At 69.2% G+C, this 12,986-nt stretch carries 13 protein-coding genes; 8 read left to right on the plus strand and 5 right to left on the minus strand.

All coding sequences use genetic code 11. From position 1 onward, the window contains the following. Positions 1-15 precede the first annotated feature (15 nt). The 5 genes from AMYAL_RS0119135 (at position 16) to AMYAL_RS0119155 (ending at position 4,781) form a co-directional block, all read left to right on the plus strand. On the plus strand, positions 16-762 hold the full coding sequence (locus AMYAL_RS0119135; protein ID WP_020632918.1) for a cytidylyltransferase domain-containing protein: 747 nt from the start codon (positions 16-18) through the stop codon (positions 760-762). Further along, positions 759-1,727, plus strand: a complete 969-nt coding sequence (locus AMYAL_RS0119140) for a hypothetical protein (protein WP_020632919.1) — start codon at positions 759-761, stop codon at positions 1,725-1,727. Before AMYAL_RS0119135 ends, AMYAL_RS0119140 begins: the two co-directional genes overlap by 4 nt. Beyond that, positions 1,724-3,301 carry a hypothetical protein gene (locus tag AMYAL_RS0119145; RefSeq protein ID WP_020632920.1) on the plus strand — a complete coding sequence of 526 codons (1,578 nt, stop codon included), beginning with the start codon at positions 1,724-1,726 and terminating at the stop codon, positions 3,299-3,301. Before AMYAL_RS0119140 ends, AMYAL_RS0119145 begins: the two co-directional genes overlap by 4 nt. Positions 3,302-3,305: 4 nt before the next feature. Beyond that, positions 3,306-3,551: a hypothetical protein gene (locus tag AMYAL_RS0119150; protein ID WP_020632921.1), complete on the plus strand. Its 246-nt coding sequence runs from the start codon at positions 3,306-3,308 to the stop codon at positions 3,549-3,551. Positions 3,552-3,665: 114 nt separating this feature from the next. Beyond that, a complete protein-coding gene (locus AMYAL_RS0119155) occupies positions 3,666-4,781 on the plus strand; it encodes an epoxide hydrolase family protein (RefSeq protein WP_020632922.1) in 1,116 nt (371 codons plus the stop codon). Here AMYAL_RS0119155 and AMYAL_RS0119160 read toward each other — a convergent pair. Further along, a complete protein-coding gene (locus AMYAL_RS0119160) occupies positions 4,769-5,371 on the minus strand; it encodes a bacterial proteasome activator family protein (RefSeq protein WP_020632923.1) in 603 nt (200 codons plus the stop codon). The two genes, AMYAL_RS0119155 and AMYAL_RS0119160, sit on opposite strands and share 13 nt — an antisense overlap. 135 nt (positions 5,372-5,506) lie before the next feature. On the opposite strand from AMYAL_RS0119160, the gene AMYAL_RS0119165 reads away from it, so the two are divergent. After that, on the plus strand, positions 5,507-6,706 hold the full coding sequence (locus AMYAL_RS0119165; protein ID WP_005149639.1) for a cysteine desulfurase-like protein: 1,200 nt from the start codon (positions 5,507-5,509) through the stop codon (positions 6,704-6,706). Here AMYAL_RS0119165 and AMYAL_RS0119170 read toward each other — a convergent pair. Next, positions 6,703-7,680 (minus strand): NAD(P)H-quinone oxidoreductase, encoded by a 978-nt coding sequence (locus AMYAL_RS0119170; protein WP_020632924.1) that lies wholly within the window; start codon positions 7,678-7,680, stop codon positions 6,703-6,705. The genes AMYAL_RS0119165 and AMYAL_RS0119170 overlap by 4 nt on opposite strands. An 80-nt stretch (positions 7,681-7,760) precedes the next feature. Here AMYAL_RS0119170 and AMYAL_RS0119175 point away from each other — a divergent pair, with 80 nt between their 5' ends. Beyond that, positions 7,761-9,308, plus strand: a complete 1,548-nt coding sequence (locus AMYAL_RS0119175; RefSeq protein WP_026467233.1) for a M28 family metallopeptidase — start codon at positions 7,761-7,763, stop codon at positions 9,306-9,308. Positions 9,309-9,376: 68 nt separating this feature from the next. Here the strand turns inward: AMYAL_RS0119175 and ypfJ are convergent, their stop codons facing one another. Continuing rightward, positions 9,377-10,303 (minus strand): KPN_02809 family neutral zinc metallopeptidase, encoded by a 927-nt coding sequence (ypfJ, locus tag AMYAL_RS0119180; protein WP_020632926.1) that lies wholly within the window; start codon positions 10,301-10,303, stop codon positions 9,377-9,379. Positions 10,304-10,844: 541 nt separating this feature from the next. On the opposite strand from ypfJ, the gene AMYAL_RS0119185 reads away from it, so the two are divergent. Next, positions 10,845-11,348: a MarR family winged helix-turn-helix transcriptional regulator gene (locus AMYAL_RS0119185; RefSeq protein WP_039794052.1), complete on the plus strand. Its 504-nt coding sequence runs from the start codon at positions 10,845-10,847 to the stop codon at positions 11,346-11,348. On the opposite strand, the gene AMYAL_RS0119190 is transcribed toward AMYAL_RS0119185, so the two are convergent. Both AMYAL_RS0119190 and AMYAL_RS0119195 read right to left on the minus strand, forming a co-directional pair. After that, positions 11,338-12,480, minus strand: a complete 1,143-nt coding sequence (locus tag AMYAL_RS0119190; RefSeq protein ID WP_026467234.1) for an RNA polymerase sigma factor — start codon at positions 12,478-12,480, stop codon at positions 11,338-11,340. The genes AMYAL_RS0119185 and AMYAL_RS0119190 overlap by 11 nt on opposite strands. Before the next feature lie 8 nt (positions 12,481-12,488). Next, positions 12,489-12,896: a YciI family protein gene (locus AMYAL_RS0119195; protein WP_020632929.1), complete on the minus strand. Its 408-nt coding sequence runs from the start codon at positions 12,894-12,896 to the stop codon at positions 12,489-12,491. Between the last annotated feature and the right edge of the window lie 90 nt (positions 12,897-12,986).

Genomic DNA, 12,986 nt, shown 5'->3' on the forward strand with positions numbered 1-12,986 from the left:
GACATCATGTCACCCATGGATCCAGACCCCGTGGCCCACGTGGTCAACGCCGTCATCCAGGCGCGCGCGTCGTCGACCCGGCTGCCCGGCAAGGTGCTCCGCCCGCTGGCAGGCCGGAGCGTGCTCGGCTGGGTCGTCCGTGCCGCCGCGAGTTCGCCGGGGATCGACAACGTCGTGGTCGCGACCTCCACGGAGGCCGACGACGACGCGGTGGCCGAAGAAGCCGCCCGACACGGCGCACTGGTCGCCCGAGGGCCGCTCGACGACGTCCTCGCGCGCTTCGCGGTGGCAGCCGAGTTGTACCCGGCCGACGCCGTGGTGCGGCTCACCGCGGACTGCCCGCTGCTGGACTCGGAGCTGATCGGACAGCTCGTCACGTTGTGGCGGGCACGTCCTTCGCTGGACTACTTGAGCACGACCCTCGTGCGCACGCTGCCCCGCGGCTTCGACGCGGAACTTGTGCGCGCGGGAGTGCTGGCCGAGCAGGTCGAGATCGCCCGCGGCGCCGACCGGGAACATGTGACTTCGGGCATCTACTCACGTCCGGAGAAGTACGCGTGCTCCGGTGTCGTGGTCAGTCCTCCCGCCGACGACCTCCGCGTGACCTTGGACACCGTCGAGGACTGGTCGGTCATCGAAGGCGTCGTGGCGGAGCTGGGCGATCGCGTCGGCGCCTGGCGGGAGGTGGTCGCGATTCTGCGTTCCCTGCCCGATCTCGCGACGCTCAACCAGCACATCGAGCAGAAGAAGGTGGCCAGGTGACGAGGCTGTTGCTGCGGGCCGAAGCCTCCGGGACGATCGGCGCGGGCCACGTCTCGCGCATGGTCGCCTATGCCGAACGCGCGGTCGCGCGAGGCTGGGAGGTCGTCTTCTCCGGTCAGGTGGACAACGCAGAGTGGCTGGCCGCCCGGTTCGGCGAGCTCGCCGTCCCTGTGGTGCCGTCCGTGCCGTTCGACGGCTTCGACGCGGTGGTCGTCGATCACTACGGCCTCGGTGAGCTGCGCCAGGAGGTCAACGCCGCGGGGGCGCTGCTGGTGTCCATCGAGGACGACGTGTTCGGCAGGCGCGCGGCGGACCTCGTCGTCGACTGTGGTTTCGTCCCCGCGCCGAGGCCTGGCGACGGCTCCGGCGTGCTGCTCCGAGGCGTGGCCTACGCGCCGATGCGAGACGTCGTCCGGGACGCGCGGGAAAAGCGCCTCGGCCGTGAAGCCGCCGAGCCGGCCCATGTGACCGTGGTGCTCGGCGGCGGGACGGAGTGGGCGGGCACGGTCAGCGCGTTGCTGCACGCCTTGCGCGACACGGAGCTGACGTTCGTCGCCGATGTCCTCGTGCGCGGTGAACCGGTCGTGCCGAGCACGCTGCCGGGACAGGAATTCCGCGTTCAGCCGCCCGGCCCCGGCCTGCTCGACCTGCTGGTGGAGACGGATGTCGCGGTGAGCGCGGCCGGCGTCACCTTGCTGGAACTGTGTTGCCTCGGTGTGCCGACAGGGGTCGTGAAGCTGGTCGACAACCAGGAGACGGGATACCGGGGCGCGCTGGAGCTCGGACTGGCGGCCGGGCTGGGGAGCGCCGCCGCGCTGGACGGCGACGCCGTGGAGACGTTGCGGACCTTGCTGCTGGACCGGGAGACCCGGCGGCGGTTCTCCGAGACGGCGTCGTCCGTCGTCGACGGCCGGGGCGTGGACCGCGTGCTGGACCGGATCGAGAAAATGGGGTCGGTGGAATGAAGACCACGACGGAGACCGCCGAAACCGGCGCCGCCCCGGAACCGAAGCCGGGCCGGGGCCCGCTCGTCATCACGGCGGGCTTGGGCGCGCTGTTCCTCGTGGGCTGCTGGGCGGCGTGGTTCTTTACCATCGACGACGCCTTCATCACCTTCCGGTACTCGGCGAACATGGCCGACGGTCACGGTCCAGTGTGGAACGTGGGCGAGGATCCGATCGAAGGATTCACCAACTTCCTCTGGATGCTGTGGCACGTCCCGTTCGCCCTCGCCGGACTGCCGCTGGAAACCGTCGCGAAGGTGACTTCCGTCGTCCTGGGCGCCGGGATCCTCGTGATGCTCGTCCGCGCGGGGCATCGCGCCGCCGGTGTACTCGGGGCACTCGTGGCCGCCGGTGCGCTGGTGCTGTTCGTGCCGACGTACTTCCATGTGACCGCGGGCCTGGAAACCATCGCCTTCGCCGCCGTCGTGCTTCGCGCGGCGATCGTCGGCGTGGACCTCGTCCAGGGCCGTGCCGTGCGGGACTGGGAGCCGCCGCTGTTGCTGCTGCTCGCCGGGATGATCCGCCCGGAAGGGGTGCTCGCCACGCTGCCGGGCTTCCTGGTTTGGTGCTGGCTCCGCCGTCGTCAAGGCCGGACCTGGGCACTGGTCGCCGCGGTCGTCGTCGTGGGCGGCGGTTACTTCGGCTGGCGGTGGTCCTACTTCGGGCACCTGTTCCCGAACACCTTCTACGTCAAGTTCGGCAATCTCGACGCCGGTTCGGTGTGGCTGGAGACGACGGCCCTGCTCTTCCTGCCGTTGCTCATCCTGGCCGCCTCGCTCCTGATCAGGAAGGCGAGCCGGGGCGCGGGTCTGGTGCTGTGCTCGGTCGTGCTGCTGACGGGGATGACCTACGCGGTGTCCGGGCCGACCATGGACTACCTGTACCGCTTCGCCTTCCACGCGTTCCCGGTGCTGTGCCTCGGCGCGGGGCTGGCGATGGCGCACCTCGGCCGCCGCTGGATCGCGGCGCTGGCCGGCACCGTCGCGGTCGGCTGGGTGGCGGTCGCCGGCGCGACGTCCGCGGAACTGCCGTTGACCGCCAACTACGGTCCCGATCTGCAGCGTGCTCATGTCGCGATCGGCAAGGGCCTCGCCGCTGCGCGGGTCCCCGAGGCCGCGCGCCGCCTCGCGGTGTCCGACGCCGGGGCCATCCCGTACTACAGCGGCTGGAAGGCGATCGACTACATCGGGCTCAACGACGAGGCGATCGCGCACGGCGCCGAGCCGACCGACGTCGTCAAGGCGGCGCGTCCCACGGTCATCGTGGTCACCGCGTTCGGACCGGGCGCGATCCCCGGCGTCGCGTACCGCATGAAGGTGCCCGAGGTGGCGAAGGACTACGAGTTCGTCGCGGACGTCCAGATGCGCGACGGTTACTACCAGGAGATCTTCGTCCTGCCCGAGTATGCGGCCCAGGTCAAGGCCGCCGTCTCCGCGTCCGTCGACGAGGCGCAGCGCCGCAACGACCCTGGCCGGTACGAGGGCACCATCGACCGCTGGCTCGACCGCCTGCGCGGTCAACTGCAGGGAGGTTGAGGGCGTGGAGGTGAGTACGGATTTTCGGACCCGCCTTCTGGAGGTTGTCGCCGAGGGGCTGACCATCTTCGAGATCCGGCCCCTGCTCGCCGCGGAGCTCGAGCGCGGTGTCTCGCGGGAGAAGCTGTATCAAGAACTGCTCGACACGATCCTGCTTCTCCGTGAGCAGGGCCGGGAGACTGAAGAAGAACGTGTCGAGGATGTCGCCGACCTGATGTCGGACTGGGTTCCGAGGGAATATCGCTTGTAGGGCGCTGACACTGGAATCGCGGAGATGATGACCGATTGGGCTCTGCCCAGGTACCGGGTTTGACCCTTCGATCGAGGACCGAGGCTGTCCTCGATCCGCCCTACCGTCGTCGTCATGACCGACGAAATCGTGCCGTTCACGATCGCCGTCCCCCAGCAGGATCTCGACGACCTCGACGCTCGCCTCGCGAACACGCGCTGGCCCGACGAGATCGACGGCGTCGGCTGGGAGCTCGGCACGCCGCTCGGATATCTCCAGGAACTCGCCGAGTACTGGCGTCTCCGCTACGACTGGCGCGCCCACGAGGAGCGGCTCAACGGTTTCCCCGGCTTCCTCACGAACATCGACGGCGCCGACGTCCACTTCCTGCACGCGCGGTCACCGGAGCCGGACGCGATCCCGCTGATGCTCACGCACGGCTGGCCGGGGTCCATTGTGGAGTTCCTCGACGTCATCGGTCCCCTCTCGGATCCACGCGCGTATGGAGGCGATCCCGAGGACGCGTTCCACGTCGTCGTGCCGTCGCTTCCGGGGTTCGGCTTCTCCGGGCCGACGACCGAGGCGGACTGGGGTCCTGACCGGATCGCCGGCGCGTGGCCGGTGCTGATGTCGCGGCTCGGGTACGAACGGTTCGGGCTGCACGGCGGCGACTGGGGCGCGCTCGTTTCGCGTCAGGTGGGCGTCCGGTGCCCGGAACGGGTGATCGGCGCGCATCTGACGATGCTGCCGAGCGCGGTGCCGGAGACCGGGTCGCGGTCCGGCGAGCTGGGCTACGCGATGATCCAGGCGACCAAGCCGCAAACGCTTGCCTACGGGCTCACCGACTCACCGGCCGGGCAGCTGGCCTGGCTGGTGGAGAAGTTCAAGTCCTTTTCGGACTCGCGGGACGTCCCGGAGGAGGCGATCGATCGCGACGATCTGCTCACCAACGTGATGCTCTACTGGCTCACCGGCACCGCGAACTCGTCTTCGCGGATCTACGCCGCGTCAGGGCCCGACTGGGGCGCCGAGCCGCCGAAGTCCACTGTGCCCACCGGGGTGGCCGTGTTCCCGAAGGACACCGGCCCGCCTGTCCGGCACCTGGCCGAGCGCACCGACGACATCGTGCACTGGTCCACTCTGGACCGAGGGGGTCACTTCCCCGGCCTGGAGGTGCCGGACCTGCTCATCGGGGACCTGCGGACGTTCTTCCGCCCGCTGCGCCCCTTCAGCGCACTTCAGAGGTACTGACCCGGCCCGTGAGAGTCGCCACCGGCGCCGTGCCCGCCCAGCGCGCCGCCAGCCGAAGGACCGGCCGGGAGCCCGCGCCGCATCTGCTCCAGCTGCACCCGCGCGGCCATCTGCTGCGCGAACAGCGCGGTCTGGATGCCGCTGAACAGCCCTTCCAGCCAGCCGACGAGCTGGGCCTGCGCGATCCGCAGCTCGGCATCGGACGGCGTCGAGTTCTCGGTGAACGGCCGCACCAGCCGCTCCAGCTCATCCTGGAGCTCCGGCGCGAGCGCCTGCTCCAGCTCCCGGATCGAGGTCTGGTGGATCTCGCGCACGCGCGTGCGGCTGGCGTCGTCCAGCGGTGCGGCGCGGACCTCCTCCAGCAGCTGCTTGATCATCGTGCCGATCCGCATCACCTTCGCGGGTTCCTCGACGAGGTCGCCGAGCGATTCCTCCTGAGGTGTCTCTTCGTCGGAGCCGGGGGAGGCGAGCCGCGCGGTGCCGACCGGAACGCCGTCGGGCCCGACGACCACCACGTGGGGTGACGAGTCTCCGCCGCCGTCACCGGGGGTGTTCGATTCGCGGGAAACTGGGTCGGTCATGTGCTCCATCCTGGCCTACGTCGGGCGCGAAGCGCAGTGTGGTTTTCCGGCGCCGTCTCCGAGCGTAGCGGGAATCGTCGCGCCCCGTGGTCGGCTGGCCAACCCCGCGTAAAGCGCCAAACCGCACGTCCGTACGGTGTCCCCATGGCGTTCGACGTCGCTCGTATCCGTGGGTTGTTTCCCGCGCTGGGTGACGGCTGGATTCACTTCGACGGCGCCGCCGGAATGCTCGTACCTGAACAGGTCGCTTCGGCCGTGTCCACGGCCATGCGTGCTCCGGTGTCCGGGCCGGGTGGAGCGTTTCCGGCCTCACAGCGCGCGGAAAGCATTGTCACGGCCGCTCGCCGGGCGGTCGCCGACCTGGTCGGCGCCGATCCGGCCGGAGTCGTGCTCGGACCCAACGCGCCCGACCTCATCCGCCGTCTCGTCGACGCGATGGCCGACCGCTGGACGATCGGCGACGAGGTCGTCGTGTCCCGGCTGGACGAAGAGGCCAACCTCGCGCCGTGGCGCCGCGCCGCGAAACGGGTCGGCGCGGTCGTGCGCTGGGGCGAGATCGACATCGAGACCTGCGAGCTGCCCGCCTGGCAGTACGAGAACCTCGTTTCCGCGCGCACCAAGGCCGTCGCGGTCACGCTGGCGTCCGGTTCGGTCGGCACCCGGCCCGATGTCCCGACGGTGATCGAGTTCGCCAAACGCGTCGGCGCGCTGGTCGTCGTCGACGCGACGTACGCGGCGCCGTTCGTGCCGCTGGACCTCAACGCGCTCGGCGCCGACGTGATGGTGGTTTCGGCGCAGGCCTGGGGCGGGCCGTCGGTGGGGGCGCTGGTCTTCCGCGATCCCGAACTGCTCGAACGCCTGCCGTCGGTCTCGCTCGATCCGGCCGCGCGCGGCCCGGCCCGGATGGAACTGGGCCCGCACGCGTACCCGTTGCTGGCCGGGCTGATCGCGTCGATCGACTATCTGGCCGGTTTGGACGACGCCGCGATCGGCTCGCGGCGCGAAAAGCTGGTGACGTCGCTGGGTTCGGCGAAGTCGTATCACGCGGGGCTGCTGGCGCAACTGTCCACGGAGCTGCGTTCGCTGCGGCACGTGATGGTCATCGGCGACGCCATGCGCCGGATCCCCGCGCTGGCCTTCGCCGTCGCGGGCAAGAAGTCGCCCGAGGTCGCGGAGTACCTCGCGTCCCAAGGGCTCTGCGCCTTCGCCGACGACGGCACGAGTGGTGTCTTCGGATCACTGGGCGCCGCCGAAGTCGGCGGCGCCGTCCGCATCGGACTCGCGCATTACTCGAACGTCTTCGAGGTCAACCAGCTCGTCCGGGTACTGGAAGAGATCCGCTAAGACTTCGCCGCGAGGAGAACCTTGCCGAAAACCGTGCCTTCCTCCAGCGCGCGGTGTGCGGACGCGGCTTCGGCCATCGGGACGACCTGACCGACGATCGGCTTGACCGAACCCTGCGCCACCAACGGCCACAGCCGCTCGCGGACGTTGGCGACGATCGCCGCTTTCTGGTCGAGCGGCCGCGACCGCAGGCCCGCGCCGAACACGCTCGCGCGTTTGCCCATCAGCTTGCCGATGTTGAGCTCGCCCTTGACGCCGCCCATCATGCCGATCACCACGAGCCTGCCGTCCATGGCCAGCGCGTCGAGGTTGCGGTCCAGGTACTTCGCGCCCATGTTGTCGAGGATGACATTCGCGCCGCCGGTCTCGGCGCGCAGGACCTCGGCGAAATCCTGCTCCTTGTAGTTGATCGCGATGTCGGCGCCGAGCTGGCGGCAGCTCTCCAGTCTCTCTTCCGAACCCGCGGTCACCGCGACCGTCGCGCCGAGCGCCTTGGCGACCTGGATCGCGTGCGTGCCGATCCCGCCCGCGCCACCGTGGACGAGCAGAACCTCACCTTCGGACAATCCGGCGTGCATCACGACATTCGCCCAAACCGTGCAGGCGACTTCGGGCAGCCCGGCGGCCGCGAGCAATTCGACTTCGGCGGGCAGCGGAAGCAGTTGTCCGGCCGGAACGGCGACCTTTTCCCCATAGCCACCACCGGCGAGCAAAGCACAAACCTCGTCGCCGATTTGCCATCCTTCGACGCCTTCGCCGATTTCGGCGATCGTGCCCGAACATTCGAGTCCGAGAATGTCGCTCGCACCCGGCGGGGGTGGATAGTTGCCTTGGCGTTGCAGCAGGTCAGCACGGTTGACGGCACTCGCGGCGACATCGATGACGACTTCGCCTTCACCCGCCACCGGATCGGGGACCTCGGTCCATTCGAGAACATCGGGATCGCCGGGCTCACGGATGGTGATCGCGTACATACAGACGACCCTATAACGGTGATGGGAAGTCCGCCGAACGTCGGTTGACCTATGACTCAAACCACACAAAGGTGACGCTCATGTCATATTCGCGAAGAAGCATTGTTCCCTCGATCGTGGTGATGGCCACCGCCGCGCTCACGGTCGGAATGGCTCCCGCTGCGACAGCCGCACCGTCGATCGACGGCCCCGCGCTGGCCAAGCAGCTCGTCAACAAGGTCGACGGCGCCAATGTGAATCGGCACCTGATCGCCCTTCAGCGGATCTCGGACGCGAACGGCGGCCGCCGCGCGGCCAGCACCGAGGGCCACAAGAAGTCCGCCGAGTACGTCGCCACGAAGCTGGAGCAGGCGGGCTTCGCGGTCACGCGGCAGGAGTTCCCGTTCACCTACGCGGAAACCGTCGCGGAGAAGCTGACCGTCGCGGGCGCCGACGTCCCGATCATCATCATGTCCTACAGCCCGTCGACGCCCGCCGGGGGAATCACCGCCCCGCTCGCGGTGGTCCCGGTCGACGACACCAGCGGCTGCGAAGCGGCCGACTACGCCGGCGGGGTCACCGGCAAGATCGCGCTGATCCAGCGCGGCGGCTGTTCCTTCGCGCAGAAGCAGGCGACCGCGGCCGCCGCGGGCGCCGTCGGCGCGATCATCTACAACAACGTCCCCGGCCCGGTCAACGGCACCCTCAGCGACCCGGCCGCGGGCAAGATCCCGACCGGCGGCATCACCCAGGCCGACGGACAGGCGCTCGCCACGAAGGCCGGCGCTTCGGTCACCCTCGACCTGCGTGCCTTCCAGGAGGCGCGGACCAGCTACAACGTCATCGCCGAGACCAAGACCGGTCGCAAGGACAACGTCGTGATGCTCGGCTCGCACCTCGACAGCGTCATCGAGGGCCCCGGTATCAACGACAACGGCTCCGGTTCCGCCGCACTGCTGGAGACCGCGCTGCAGCTGGGCAGCAAGGCCAAGGTCAACAACGCCGTCCGCTTCGGCTGGTGGAGCGCCGAGGAGTTCGGGCTCGTCGGCTCGACGTACTACGTCAACTCGCTGACCTTCGAGCAGCAGCTCGACATCGCGCTGTACTACAACTACGACATGATCGCCTCGCCGAACACGGGGTACTTCGCCTACGACGGTGACGACTCCGACGGTGTCGGCGCGGGCGCGGGCCCGTACGGTTCCGGCGAGCTGGAGAAGACCCTCGTGGACTACCTCCAGAACGGCAAGGGCGTCCCGGTCGAGGGCACGGACTTCACCGGTCGTTCCGACTACGGCCAGTTCATCGCGGTCGGCATCCCGGCCGGTGGCCTGTTCACCGGCGCCGAAGGCGTGAAGACCGCGGCACAGGCCGCCAAGTGGGGCGGTAGCGCCAACGTTCCTTACGACAAGTGCTACCACCAGAAGTGCGACAACCTCGGCAACATCGACCGCGTCGCGCTCGACCGCAACTCCGACGCCGTCGCCTGGGCGCTGGGCGTGTACGCGACCAGCACCGAGAACATCAACGGCGTTCCCGGTGGCAAGGCCGCGAAGGCGAAGTCGCTTCGCGCGGCCGAGCGGTCCAAGCAGCGGAGCCTGACGGCTTCTGTCCACGCTGACGACCACCACGGCGCCGTCGCCGCGTAGCCGAAGTACATGAAGGCCCCCTTCCTGCGCTAGACGCAAGGAAGGGGGCCTTCATGTACTTCCGGGGCTCAGCCCAGGTTGTTGGTCGCGAAGGTGTCGCACCGCGCGGGCTGGCCGGTCTGGAAGCCGGTGGTGAACCACTTCTTCCGCTGCGCCGAGGTGCCGTGGCTGAACTTCGACTCGTCGACCCGGCCGCCACCGAGTTTGGACTGGATGTAGTCGTCACCGATCCGCGAAGCGGTGTCCAGCGCGGAGTTGACGTCCTGCTGACTGACCTCGCTGAGCAGCGGCCGCCCGGTCTCGCCCGGCGTGGTCGTCGCGTGGTTCGCCCAGGCCCCGGCGTAGCAGTCGGCCTGAAGTTCGAGCCGCACCGAACCCGATGTCGGCCCGCTGCCGGTGCCCTTTTTGGACACTCCGGTGAGGTTCTGCACGTGGTGACCGTATTCGTGGGCCAGCACGTACGCTTCCGCGAACGGCCCGCCCTCCGCGCCGAACTTGGTGCGGAGTTCGTTGAAGAACCCGAGGTCGATGTACACCTTTGAGTCGCCGGGACAGTAGAACGGCCCGACGTCCGAAGTCGCGTTGCCGCAGGCCGTGTTCACGCCGCCGTTGAAGAAGTTGGTGGTGGACTTGCGGTAGGTCGACCCGGAGCGCTGGAACTCCTGGCCCCAGTAGTCCTGGATCGAGTTGATGATGCCGACGATCGCGCAGTCGTGCTTCCGGTTCGCGTCCGCGCCGGTCTTGCACTCCTGTGACAGCGACGTGTTGTCCTTCTGCTGCCCGGAGCCCACGGCGCCCAGCCCGCCGAGCCCGCCGGAGGACGGGTTCAGGCTCACGCCGCCGAACTGGGAGATGAGGAAGTAGATGACGAGGCCGACCACGCCGAGCCCGCCGCCGCCGAGTGCCACCCGGCCGCCGATACCGCCGCCACCGCCGCCGCCTCGCAGGTCCTCGACTTCGGAGGTGTCCAGGCCCGCGCCTTCGTCGAATCGCACGAGGGCAGCGTAGCCGGATGGACCCGGATATGCCTGGGTGCGGCCACTTCGCCATGGCCGCACCCAGGTCTACCGAGGTTGTCTTCAGTTACTGATCGCCGGTTGGCCGCGATCACCGGGCCGACGTCCTGCGCTGCCGAGGCGGTCGAAGAGGCCGCGAACCCGAAACAGGCTGGAGTGACGCCGAATGCGCGAGAATGGTCGAGCGCATCTGAGACACCCGCGCTCGTCGCTGTTCGCAGTCGCGACCGACCCGGTCCTTTCCGTTCCGGTCGCGGGGACACAGCAGGCGGTCAACCGCGAGAATCACCCGCCATACCACCACCTGACCTTTCCCGGCTGGGAGCAGGTCCGGCGACCGTCCTAGGAGATCGCCCGTTACTTGCCCGACCATCCGCTGACAAGCAGAATGCGCCTTTTCGCGCCGAGTCTCAACCTTTTCGTAACCCTCCTTCGGGCGAATGTTCCCCCGGATTTTTCAGGGGCCGAAAAGTGACCGGTGGGTATGCGTCCCGTGCGATCAAGGATCTACCCTGCGTGGATGGCGGTGGAGCAGAAGGAAGTGCGCTGGCTGTCCGAGCCCGAGATGATCGCTTGGCGCTCGTACATCGTCGCCACCATGCGGCTGCGACAGCGCCTCCACCGCGAGCTCTCCGAGCGCCACGACGTCTCGCTCGCCGATTACGAAGTCCTGGTCTGCCTCTCGCTCCAGCCCGACAACCGGATGCGGATGACGGAGCTGGCGAGCATGCTCGGCTCGACCAAGAGCAGGCTTTCGCACCAGATGGTCCGGCTGGAGGCCGAGGGCATCATCCGCCGCACCCGCGACCCGGCGGACAAACGCGGCGTCGTCGCGGAGCTGACCGAACGCGGCGCGGAACTGCTGCGGGGCGCGGCGCCGACGCATGTCGAAGGGGTCCGGGAGCACCTGATCGACTTGCTGAGCCCCGAGGAGCAGCGGGTGCTGGGGCAGGCTTTCGGGCGGGTGCTGGAGCATCTGTCGGAGATCGACGGGCTCCCGCGCCTGCCGCCGGTCACTTCTTGAGGGCGTTGATCCGCGCGGCTTGACGCGTCAGGTGGGCGCGCTCGGCGAGGTTGGCCGCCTTCTCGGCGGCCTCGGCGTACAGCCGCGCCGCCGTCGCCAGGTCGCCGTCGCGTTCGTGGAGGTACGCCGCCACCGCCGCGTGACGGGGCAGGGAAGCGTCCAGTTCGGCGAGCGCGGCCAGCCCCGCGCGCGGTCCGTCCGCCTCGCCGACGGCCACCGCGCGGTTCAGCCGCACCACCGGGCTGCCGGTCAGGCGCGCGAGTTCGTCGTACCACTCGACGATCTGTACCCAGTCGGTCTCCTCGGCGGCGGGCGCGTCGGCGTGGAGTGCCGCGATCGCGGCCTGCGCCTGGAACTCGCCGAGGCTGTCACGCGCCAGCGCGGCTTGCAGGATTTCGACGCCCTCGGCGATCAGCCGCGTGTCCCAGCGGCCGCGGTCCTGTTCGGCGAGCGGCACCAGGTCGCCGTCGGGCGACGTCCGGGCGGCGCGCCGGGCGTGGTGGAGCAGCATGAGCGCGAGCAGGCCCGCGACCTCGGGATGGTCGATCGCGGCCGCGAGCCGCCGGGTGAGCCGGATGGCCTCGGCGGCGAGGTCGACGTCGCCGGAGTAGCCCTCGTTGAAGACCAGGTAGAGCACCCGGAGCACGGTGGCGACGTCGCCCGCCTGGTCGAAGCGCACTCCCGAGACCGTGCGCTTGGCCCGGCTGATGCGCTGCGCCATGGTCGCTTCGGGCACCAGGTACGCCTGGGCGATCTGGCGGGTGGTCAGCCCGCCGACGGCGCGCAGGGTGAGCGCGACCGCCGACGACGGCGTCAGCGACGGGTGCGCGCACAGGAAGTAGAGCTGCAGCGTGTCGTCCACCGCGGGAGCGGGTCCCGGCTCCGGCTCGTCGTCGACGAGGCCCTCGCGGCGGCGCCGGGCGGCGTCCGACCGGGCCACGTCGAGGAACTTGCGCCAGGCGACGGTGACGAGCCAGCCCTTCGGATCCTTCGGCCGGTCGCCCGGCCAGACGCGGACAGCCTCGATCAGCGCTTCCTGCACGGCGTCCTCGGCCGTCGCGAAGTCGGCTCCGCGGCGGACGAGGATCCCGAGGACGTTCGGGGTGAGGCTCCGGAGCAGGGCCTCGTCGATTTCGGTGCTCACTCCGTGACGATGAGCTGTTCGCTGAACAGCGGACGCAGTTCGAGCCACTCGTGGATCGGCTTCCCACCGGCTCCCGGAGCGGCCGACAGCTCGCCCGCCAGTTCGAGTGCCCGCTCGTAGCTGTCGACGTCGATCATCATCCAGCCCGCGATGAGGTCCTTGGTCTCGGCGAAGGGGCCGTCGGTGACCGGCGGCTTGCCCTCACCGTCGTACCGGACGAAGGTGCCTTCGGGGGTGAGAGCCTGTTCGCCGACGAACTCGCCGGTTTCCACGAGCCGGTTCGCGAAGTCCCTCATGTACTGCATGTGCGCCGTGACCTCTTCCGGTGCCCATTGCTCCATTGGGATGTCGTTGACCGCGGCCGGAGCGCCTCGGTAGTGCTTGAGCAGCAAGTACTTGGCCATGGCGGGAAGGGTAATGGCAGTCTGCCGGTCGTTCTGCCTGGTGGTCTATACATCCGATCTCTAGCCTTCTTATCGCGTCCTCCATTGCGA

Source organism: Amycolatopsis alba DSM 44262, from assembly GCF_000384215.1.
GTDB lineage: Bacteria > Actinomycetota > Actinomycetes > Mycobacteriales > Pseudonocardiaceae > Amycolatopsis > Amycolatopsis alba.

Bases quoted from the DNA above. Each gene is read 5' to 3' on its own strand.
- AMYAL_RS0119135 (WP_020632918.1), top strand. From the start codon at position 16: ATGGATCCAGACCCCGTGGCCCACGTGGTCAACGCCGTCATCCAGGCG.
- AMYAL_RS0119145 (WP_020632920.1), top strand. From the start codon at position 1,724: ATGAAGACCACGACGGAGACCGCCGAAACCGGCGCCGCCCCGGAACCG.
- AMYAL_RS0119155 (WP_020632922.1), top strand. From the start codon at position 3,666: ATGACCGACGAAATCGTGCCGTTCACGATCGCCGTCCCCCAGCAGGAT.
- AMYAL_RS0119160 (WP_020632923.1), bottom strand. From the start codon at position 5,371: ATGGAGCACATGACCGACCCAGTTTCCCGCGAATCGAACACCCCCGGT.
- AMYAL_RS0119165 (WP_005149639.1), top strand. From the start codon at position 5,507: ATGGCGTTCGACGTCGCTCGTATCCGTGGGTTGTTTCCCGCGCTGGGT.
- AMYAL_RS0119170 (WP_020632924.1), bottom strand. From the start codon at position 7,680: ATGTACGCGATCACCATCCGTGAGCCCGGCGATCCCGATGTTCTCGAA.
- AMYAL_RS0119175 (WP_026467233.1), top strand. From the start codon at position 7,761: ATGTCATATTCGCGAAGAAGCATTGTTCCCTCGATCGTGGTGATGGCC.
- AMYAL_RS0119185 (WP_039794052.1), top strand. From the start codon at position 10,845: ATGGCGGTGGAGCAGAAGGAAGTGCGCTGGCTGTCCGAGCCCGAGATG.
- AMYAL_RS0119195 (WP_020632929.1), bottom strand. From the start codon at position 12,896: ATGGCCAAGTACTTGCTGCTCAAGCACTACCGAGGCGCTCCGGCCGCG.